At 40.0% G+C, this 6,655-nt stretch carries 5 protein-coding genes and 1 rRNA gene; all 6 read left to right on the top strand.

The features are described 5' to 3' along the window. Positions 1 to 2: 2 nt before the first annotated feature. The 6 genes from rrf (at position 3) to radA (ending at position 6,567) form a co-directional block, all read left to right on the top strand. Positions 3 to 118 (top strand): 5S ribosomal RNA (gene rrf, locus KI363_RS16100). A gap of 440 nt (positions 119 to 558) precedes the next feature. After that, positions 559 to 1,020 carry a CtsR family transcriptional regulator gene (locus KI363_RS16095; RefSeq protein ID WP_158323120.1) on the top strand — a complete coding sequence of 154 codons (462 nt, stop codon included), beginning with the start codon at positions 559 to 561 and terminating at the stop codon, positions 1,018 to 1,020. 19 nt (positions 1,021 to 1,039) lie between these two features. After that, complete coding sequence (mcsA, locus tag KI363_RS16090; RefSeq protein WP_158323121.1) at positions 1,040 to 1,588, top strand: protein-arginine kinase activator protein McsA; 549 nt, start codon at positions 1,040 to 1,042, stop codon at positions 1,586 to 1,588. After that, a complete protein-coding gene (gene mcsB / locus KI363_RS16085; RefSeq protein ID WP_158323122.1) occupies positions 1,585 to 2,658 on the top strand; it encodes a protein-arginine kinase McsB in 1,074 nt (357 codons plus the stop codon). Before mcsA ends, mcsB begins: the two co-directional genes overlap by 4 nt. Before the next feature lie 11 nt (positions 2,659 to 2,669). Further along, the gene (clpC, locus tag KI363_RS16080; protein ID WP_158323123.1) at positions 2,670 to 5,105 is read left to right on the top strand and encodes an ATP-dependent protease ATP-binding subunit ClpC; all 2,436 of its coding nucleotides are present in this window, start codon (positions 2,670 to 2,672) and stop codon (positions 5,103 to 5,105) included. Positions 5,106 to 5,196: 91 nt separating this feature from the next. Next, positions 5,197 to 6,567, top strand: coding sequence for a DNA repair protein RadA (gene radA / locus KI363_RS16075; RefSeq protein ID WP_212966964.1), 1,371 nt, complete (start codon positions 5,197 to 5,199; stop codon positions 6,565 to 6,567). Positions 6,568 to 6,655: the final 88 nt, after the last annotated feature.

Below are 6,655 nucleotides of genomic sequence, written 5' to 3'. Positions count from 1 at the left end.
AGTCTGGTGGCAATCGCGAAGAGGTCACACCCGTTCCCATCCCGAACACGGCAGTTAAGCTCTTCAGCGCCGATGGTAATAAGGGGCTTCCCCTTGTGAGAGTAGGACGTTGCCAGGCAAACGAAGGACATCCTCATGAAGAGGGTGTCTTTTTTATATCGAAGGTATAGCTGATGCAGAGATTCGGCCAAATAGCGCGCGCTCTGCCGAGCTAAATAAGGGTTTTTTAATAAGTTATAAAAGACATTCTTCTTAAAGGATGTCTTTTTTCATTTAATAAACCCTTTCTCCAATAGAATCCTTTGAATGGTTATTCCTTTACTGATTCATTACTACTCATGAAAGGGTAAGGAAAAGCAATTTATTGACATATGTTTGCCGCTAAGCGGGCGTTTTAACGTTATAGGGAAATATTCCCAAAAGACGTTTTGAACTATACAAATCTGGCTAAAATATTGATGATGGAAGATCGTTGCCTTTTTATTATCTTTTCATGTATAATTAAGTCAAATATAGTCAAAGTCAATTAAGGTAATAAGAAGGGAAGGAGGCGTGGCAATGAGGAATATATCGGATATTATTGAAAATTATTTAAAAAAGGTTTTGGAATTAAGTGAAAAAGAAATTGTTGAAATTAAAAGAAGTGAAGTTGCCGATAAATTTCAATGTGTCCCTTCCCAGATTAATTATGTAATCAATACTCGTTTTACAATTGAGCGAGGATATCTTGTGGAGAGTAAACGGGGGGGAGGCGGCTATATTCGCATTTCTAAAGTGCGTTCACATGATAAATCCCATTTAATTGATCAATTATCCGCTTTAACAGAAAGTCAAATTTCGCAGTCCAGTGCTCAAGATATTATTCTTCGCTTAGTAGAAGAGGGAATTGTAACGGAGAAAGAAGCAAAATTAATGTTAAGTGTTGTGGACCGCTCTGTTATTTATGTGGAACTTCCACTTCGAGATCAGTTAAGAGCTAGAATGCTAAAAGCAATGCTTCAAGCTATAAAATACGAATAGATAAAGGAAGGTGAGCGCAATGATTTGCCAGGAATGTAAAGAGAGACCAGCTACATTGCATTTCACAAAAGTTGTAAATGGGGAAAAAACGACTATTCAACTTTGTGAAAGATGTGCTCAAGAAAAAGGGGAATTATTTATGAATGAAGGCACTGGGGCTTTTTCATTCAATGATCTGTTGGCAGGTCTATTAAATTTTGATTCAGCTGTAAAACAAGCTAAACCAAACACTTCTCCTCCTGACTCTATCCTTCAATGTGATGTTTGTAAAATGACTTATCAGCAATTTATTAAAGTCGGTCGATTTGGCTGTGCTCACTGTTATGAAACATTTAGAGAACAATTAACTCCTATTTTAAAGAGACTTCATACCGGGAATATAGAACATGGGGGGAAGCTACCAAAAAGAATGGGTGGATCTCTTCATATCAAAAAGCAGGTGCAAAAGCTTAAAGCAGAATTACAATCTCTAATTGCGAATGAAGAATTTGAGCAGGCCGCTAAAATACGGGATCAAATCCGCTCCTTAGAAAAAAAATATCAAGATGAGGAGGGAAATCAAGGATGAGTCTAGAAAGATTTCTTAATAAGGCTGTCAGCTCATGGATGAGTGCAGAAGGACCAGAGGCAGATATTGTTCTTAGTTCTCGTATTCGCCTTGCAAGAAACTTGAAGAATTATAAATTCCCCACCTTGTTTGAAAATGAAGAGGCAAGGGAAATTGCTAGTAGATTGGATGGCATTGTTCAGTCTGGCTATCTCCAAGCTTATAAGGGAGTAGAGTTCCTACCGATTGAGCAATTAAAACAATTGGAAAAAAAGGTACTCGTGGAAAAGCATTTGATTAGCCCTCGTTTAGCGACAGATTCACCTTATGGAGCAGTCATCTTATCGGAAGAAGAAGATTTGAGCATTATGATCAATGAAGAAGATCATATCCGAATTCAATGCCTATTCTCTGGCCTTCAAATCAAAGAAGCCTTGGATAAGGCCAATGTTGTGGATGACCTATTGGAAGACCAAGTTGATTATGCTTTTGACGAAAGTTTAGGTTATTTGACTAGCTGTCCAACAAATGTGGGCACTGGTTTAAGAGCCTCTGTGATGGTTCACTTGCCCGCCTTAATTTTAACAAGACAAATGTCTCGTATCGTTCCAGCTATTAACCAGCTTGGCTTAGTAGTGAGAGGCATTTATGGTGAGGGGACAGAGGCATTAGGAAACATATTCCAAATTTCCAATCAAATTACATTGGGGAAATCAGAAGAAGATATTGTGGATGATTTAGTTAGCATCGTTCAGCAAATTATCACTCAGGAAAGATCCGCTAGGAAAGCATTACTTAAAACATCGAACATACAATTAGAGGATAGAGTGTTTCGTTCTTATGGAATTTTAGCGAATAGTCGAGTTATCGAAACGAAGGAAGCTGCTGAACGTTTATCTGATGTACGATTGGGCATAGATTTAGGATATATAAAACATTTATCAAGAAATATATTAAATGAATTAATGATTTTAACACAACCAGGTTTTCTTCAACAATATGCTGGTGGCCCGTTACGACCTGTTGAGAGAGATATGAAAAGGGCTGCCTTTATCCGAGAACGGTTGAAAATGGAAGAGAAGGATAGTTAGGAGGAGATTATATGATGTTTGGACGTTTCACAGAAAGAGCACAAAAGGTTTTAGCCTTATCCCAAGAGGAGGCATTGCGTCTTGGGCATAGCAATATTGGAACAGAACATATATTGTTAGGGCTTGTAAGAGAAGGAGAAGGAATTGCAGCTAAGGCCTTATATGGACTTGCGCTAAGCCCTGAAAAGATTCAAAAGGAAGTAGAGAATTTAATTGGCAGAGGAAATGAGCAATCGCAAAACCTTCACTATACACCCCGTGCAAAAAAGGTGATTGAATTATCGATGGATGAGGCGAGGAAATTAGGTCATTCCTATGTAGGAACGGAACATATATTGTTAGGTTTAATTCGAGAAGGAGAAGGCGTAGCAGCCCGGGTTTTGACTAATCTAGGTGTTAGTCTAAATAAGGCGCGGCAACAAGTTCTGCAATTGTTGGGAAATAATGAAGCCAATGCCCATGGCTCCAGTTCTTCTTCTAATGCAAACACTCCAACTCTTGATAGTTTGGCCCGTGATTTAACTGCGATTGCTAAAGAAGGCACACTTGATCCAGTTATAGGGAGAAGTAAGGAAATCCAAAGGGTAATAGAAGTTCTAAGTAGAAGAACAAAAAATAATCCCGTTCTTATAGGAGAGCCAGGTGTTGGGAAGACAGCGATTGCCGAAGGGCTTGCGCAACAAATTATCCAAAATGAAGTACCGGAAATTTTGCGTGACAAACGAGTCATGACATTAGATATGGGCACAGTTGTAGCAGGTACTAAGTATCGAGGTGAATTTGAAGATCGCTTAAAAAAGGTGATGGATGAAATTCGCCAAGCAGGTAATATCATTCTATTCATCGATGAGCTTCATACGTTAATCGGTGCAGGAGGAGCAGAAGGGGCGATTGATGCTTCAAATATTTTAAAACCATCCCTTGCTCGTGGAGAATTACAATGTATTGGTGCAACAACGCTAGACGAATATCGTAAATATATCGAAAAAGACGCTGCTTTAGAACGGCGTTTCCAACCGATTCAAGTCGATGAGCCAACCATTGAAGAATCTGTACAAATATTGGAAGGCCTTCGTGATCGTTATGAAGCTCACCATCGTGTCACCATTACAGATGAAGCGATCGAAGCGGCTGTACAATTATCAGATCGATATATTTCTGACCGATTCTTACCGGATAAAGCCATTGATTTGATTGATGAGGCTGGATCCAAAGTAAGACTCCGTTCTTACACAACACCACCAAATTTAAAAGAACTTGAAATACAGCTTGAAACGACTCGCAAGGAAAAAGATGCTGCTGTTCAAAGTCAGGAGTTTGAAAAAGCAGCCTCGTTACGAGACACAGAGCAGCGACTCCGTGAAAAACTTGAAAAAACGAAGAAAACTTGGAAGGAAAAGCAAGGCCAGGAAAACAGCGAAGTAACGATGGAAGATATCGCTCAAGTTGTATCCAGCTGGACCGGGGTTCCTGTTTCAAAAATTGCCGCTACTGAAACGGAAAAACTGCTGAAGCTTGAAGAAATTCTTCATTCTAGAGTAATTGGGCAAGAGGAAGCAGTGAAAGCTGTAGCAAAAGCTGTAAGACGAGCGAGAGCTGGATTAAAAGATCCGAAAAGACCGATCGGCTCCTTTATTTTCCTCGGGCCAACAGGTGTTGGAAAGACAGAATTAGGTAGAACCCTTGCTGAAGCTATGTTTGGTGATGAAGATGCAATGATTCGTATCGATATGTCCGAATACATGGAGAAGCATTCTACTTCACGACTTGTTGGTTCACCTCCAGGCTATGTCGGGTTTGAAGAGGGGGGACAGCTAACGGAAAAGGTTAGAAGGAAACCTTATTCGGTAATATTACTTGATGAAATTGAGAAGGCCCATCCAGATGTATTTAATATTTTACTCCAAGTCCTTGAGGATGGCCGTTTGACTGATTCGAAGGGAAGAACGGTTGATTTTCGCAACACAGTATTAATTCTAACCTCTAATGTGGGGGCTGAAGCGCTAAGAAGAAATAAATATGTCGGGTTCAGTATTCAAGATGGCGAACAAGACTATAAGGATATGAAGAGTAAAGTAATGGAGGAACTGAAAAAGGCCTTCCGACCAGAGTTTTTAAATAGAATTGATGAAATTATTGTTTTCCATGCTCTAGAAAAACCACAATTAAAAGAAATTGTGACTTTACTAGCAGATCAACTAGTCAAACGTTTGGAGGAGCAAAATATGCATCTTGAGATAACAGAAGCAGCAAAGGATAAGATTACGGAGGAAGGGTTCGATCCTGAATACGGAGCAAGACCGTTAAGAAGAGCTATACAGAAATTAGTGGAAGATCGTCTATCGGAAGAATTGCTAAAAGGGGGCATTGCTCCAGGACAACATATTTTAGTAGATGTAGAGAAGGGAGAATTAACGGTCAAAGCCACAGAGAAAACTATTTCTTAATCCGACCGTTCCCAGTATCTACATAAAACGGGGTACAGTTTTTGAAAGTACCCCGTTTCTTTTAGATTATATACATGAGAAGGGGAAATGGATGGCTAAGAAGAAAACAAAGTTTATATGTCAATCTTGTGGATATGAATCTGCTAAATGGATGGGACGTTGCCCGGGGTGTGGGGAATGGAATCAAATGGTAGAAGAAGTGAATATTGTTGGTAAGCAACCGAGACACTCATTTCAGCATACTGATCCAAATCATCAATCGAAGGCGACTTCGATTACATCCATTGCAACGAAAAGAGAACCAAGAGTCACAACTCAAATGAAAGAATTAAATCGTGTTTTAGGTGGGGGAGTTGTTGCAGGATCCCTTGTTTTGATTGGCGGTGACCCAGGAATTGGAAAGTCAACTTTATTGCTCCAGGTATCGGCTCAGTTAGCTAAAACAGAACAAAAGGTATTGTATATTTCCGGAGAAGAGTCAATCAGGCAAACGAAGTTGCGAGCCGATCGATTGCATGTCTCCTCGCCAGAGCTTTATATTTATGCAGAAACTAATTTAGAAGCGATCCATTTAACGATTGATGAAATTTCACCACAATTTGTAGTGATTGACTCGATTCAAACCGTCTATCATCCTGAAGTAACATCTGCTCCGGGAAGTGTCTCTCAAGTACGAGAATGTACGTCTGAGTTGATGAGAATAGCGAAGACAAAAGGAATCGCGATTTTTATAGTTGGACATGTAACAAAAGAAGGGGCGATTGCCGGTCCGCGATTGCTAGAGCATATGGTAGATACCGTTCTATACTTCGAAGGTGAACGTCATCACACCTATAGAATTTTGCGAGCTGTGAAAAATCGATTTGGGTCCACAAATGAAATGGGTATTTTCGAAATGAAGGAATCAGGCCTTACAGAGGTGGAAAATCCGTCGGAAATCTTCCTTGAAGAACGTTCAAAAGGAGCATCAGGCTCTACAGTCGTTGCCTCTATGGAGGGAACAAGGCCAGTGTTAGTCGAAATTCAAGCTTTAATTTCACCAACCAGTTTCGGGAATCCGCGCCGAATGGCGACAGGGATTGACCATAATCGTGTGTCATTATTAATGGCTGTTTTGGAAAAGCGAGTAGGGTTATTATTGCAAAATCAAGATGCCTATTTAAAAGCAGCTGGTGGCGTGAAATTAGATGAACCTGCAATTGACCTAGCCGTTGCGATTAGTATTGCTTCTAGTTTCCGTGACCAACCTACTCGGGCAACAGATTGTATGATAGGAGAAGTTGGTTTAACAGGTGAAGTCCGTCGTGTCTCGAGAATTGAGCAAAGGGTGCAAGAAGCAGCAAAATTAGGATTTGAACGGATTATTATTCCTGAAAATAATTTAGGTGGTTGGACCATTCCGGGTGGGGTGGAAGTCATTGGTGTGAAGACGGTAGGAGATGCTTTGCAACAAATATTTTAGTGAGTGACATCTACTATCGATCTTTATTTTATAGTTCATGGGAGGAATACAGAACTTTTTGGTTTTAAAGCGTGCTTATTGTTTATAA

The sequence above is a fragment of the Lederbergia ruris genome, from assembly GCF_018332955.1.
Classification (GTDB): Bacteria; Bacillota; Bacilli; order Bacillales; family Bacillaceae_C; genus Lederbergia; species Lederbergia ruris.
The sequence above is the reverse complement of the archived record's forward strand: the minus strand, read 5'-3'. Positions and strand labels throughout refer to the sequence as shown.